This is a genomic window from Pseudoalteromonas sp. SR45-5, from assembly GCF_014163565.1.
GTDB classification, from domain to species: domain Bacteria; phylum Pseudomonadota; class Gammaproteobacteria; order Enterobacterales; family Alteromonadaceae; genus Pseudoalteromonas; species Pseudoalteromonas distincta.
In genome coordinates this window covers 1-2084 of sequence record NZ_JACJDN010000670.1, presented here as the reverse complement: position 1 = coordinate 2084, position 2084 = coordinate 1, and the positions used below count along the sequence as shown (strand labels likewise).

At 34.7% G+C, this 2084-nt stretch carries 3 protein-coding genes; 2 read left to right on the top strand and 1 reads right to left on the bottom strand.

Going from position 1 to position 2084, the window contains the following annotated elements; all coding sequences use genetic code 11:
- Positions 1-306 precede the first annotated feature (306 nt).
- Positions 307-861: a DUF2971 domain-containing protein gene (locus H5072_RS17825; protein WP_150115555.1), complete on the top strand. Its 555-nt coding sequence runs from the start codon at positions 307-309 to the stop codon at positions 859-861.
- A gap of 102 nt (positions 862-963) precedes the next feature.
- On the top strand, positions 964-1365 hold the full coding sequence (locus H5072_RS17820; protein WP_182694313.1) for a hypothetical protein: 402 nt from the start codon (positions 964-966) through the stop codon (positions 1363-1365).
- Positions 1366-1471: 106 nt separating this feature from the next.
- Here the strand turns inward: H5072_RS17820 and H5072_RS17815 are convergent, their stop codons facing one another.
- Positions 1472-1966 carry a dual specificity protein phosphatase family protein gene (locus H5072_RS17815; RefSeq protein WP_182694312.1) on the bottom strand — a complete coding sequence of 165 codons (495 nt, stop codon included), beginning with the start codon at positions 1964-1966 and terminating at the stop codon, positions 1472-1474.
- Between the last annotated feature and the right edge of the window lie 118 nt (positions 1967-2084).

Sequence of the window (2084 nt, the reverse complement as noted above, 5' to 3'; positions counted from 1 at the left end):
TATAGGAACATTGTCGGTTTATAAAACGACAAATATCGTCGATTAAGTTGTTATGCCAATTCTATTCAGAGTGTGTGGAATTTGAACAATTATTTTAAGTATTGCCCAATCAATTCTCATGAAGAATTAGATAAAGAATACTCCCTGACAAACTTGTTTAATAATCAAGTAACATTTTCAAGGAGAAATAACTTTAATGATCTTTTTGATTCGAGAGTCGAGTTTAGAACACCGTCTCGAACGCGCGTAAGGAATACTTATAAAAAGCTCTCTGGGAGTTCAAAGCTAACATTCAAACAACTTTACATGGGTAAAGAATCAAAGCACAATTTTGAATTACTTCATACAAAAATGAATGAAATATTGGATAGTTACCTTTTTTACTGCATTACGGATAATCCCACTAATAATTTAATGTGGTCTCATTATGCTAATTCGCATAATGGTTTTTGTATTGAATGGGATAAGAGTTATGTAACCCCAGATAAGGTTACATACAAAAAAGCATTAGCAAATATTGATATTTTAGAATTAATAGAATCAACACTAGATTTGAGATCAAAAGATGAATTAGGTATTCAAGCGTGGGATGCTCTAAAGGTGAAATTAAATGAATGGGAATATGAAAACGAATTTCGTTTAAAGTTAAGTAATGATTCTAAGCACCTTATTAAGCAAGACTTTAAGGACTTTGCGTTAGTTAAATCCCAACCTGAGTGGATTAAATCTATTATATTTGGGTATAGGATGCCAATGAAAACAAGAGAATATATTCGTGATAATGTTAATAAAAACATGGTATTCAAAGAGATAGTTATTGCATCAGATAAATGTAGTCTTAATCTTCGAACATTAGGATAACAAGCACTTTAATGGAACAAAAATAGTTGGCTACGTTTCGCTCCGCTACACATTATAGTCAACAATTTTTGTCCGCTTAAGTGGGCATTAAAAGGAGAGACGATGGCAAAGGTTAAGAATTTTTTTCTTTTAATATTACTACTTTTATCCGCATGTTCTTATGTAACAAATGAAACTGAAGTTGAGCGTAGGTATAAAAATGCAGGCTCATTAATGGGAACAGCCTTGGCCTGCGAGGACAATTTGCAAATTATCAACTCGTCAAAAGCACTGGAAATGTATATTTCAAAGCAGGAGCTAGCTAAGTATTACACGAAAGAAAAACTAGACTACTTCTTAGCTGTGCATGACAGAGTTGCGATGGAAACATGGCAACATTTAGATGAAATTAAGGTAAAAATAGGTAAGCCACATAAAGTCTGCCAAAGCCCTAGCTTTAAAAATAATACTACAAAAAGTCTATATCGTTGTATTCATATGGGTGAAGCGACGGTGTGCCTGTAGTGTTGGTAACATAACAAATGGTTAAGCGTTATCAACACTAAATCATTACTAGCATTAAAGTATTTTTAGCACTATTTATAGTGCTAAATCCTCCGAAATTTCTGACTTACACCTCAAAGTTCTCAAAGTACTCTTTTTGCAGTTCTATGGTTAGTGCTTTAGGGCGAATGCCTTGTACTAGGCTGTATACTTCTTCTTTTGTGTAACCTGCCGAATTTAAAATAAGCGCAGCGACCAACCCTGTGCGGCCTGTACCGCCTTTGCAATGTATGGCAATGGTTTGTTTGTGTTGTATGGCCTGTAATATGTCGGTTTTGTGGGTGTTCCAGCTTGATGTAAAAGGCTGTTTGGGTGCTTCGTCGTCATTTATTGGTAAATGAAACCAGGTTATATCGTGCTTACTGCACTCACTATTAATTGTTTGTACGTTGTTTTTTTCAAGTTCTTTTTGCGGCATAAGTGAAAGCAGCATGTGAGTGCCAGCCGCCTTTAATGTGGTGATTGAATCCGCTAGGTTTTGCGTTTTTGTGCCAGGGCAGGGCGTAAAAATAATATTTGCGCCGTTATTAAGTGATAAAACATTGTATGGGTGCGCGCTCATGGTAAGTCCTTTATTTTTAATAAATTTGCTTTAATACGCTCACTATAGCGTGTTTTAGTTACAAGTTTAAGATTGAATAATAAGCATAAATGCTGGATACTGTTTTTATATACAGTCA

What these genes read in the sequence shown, in the direction of transcription:
- H5072_RS17825 (WP_150115555.1), top strand. Translation starts at nt 307, where the DNA reads ATGGGTAAAGAATCAAAGCACAATTTTGAATTACTTCATACAAAAATG.
- H5072_RS17820 (WP_182694313.1), top strand. Translation starts at nt 964, where the DNA reads ATGGCAAAGGTTAAGAATTTTTTTCTTTTAATATTACTACTTTTATCC.
- H5072_RS17815 (WP_182694312.1), bottom strand. Translation starts at nt 1,966, where the DNA reads ATGAGCGCGCACCCATACAATGTTTTATCACTTAATAACGGCGCAAAT.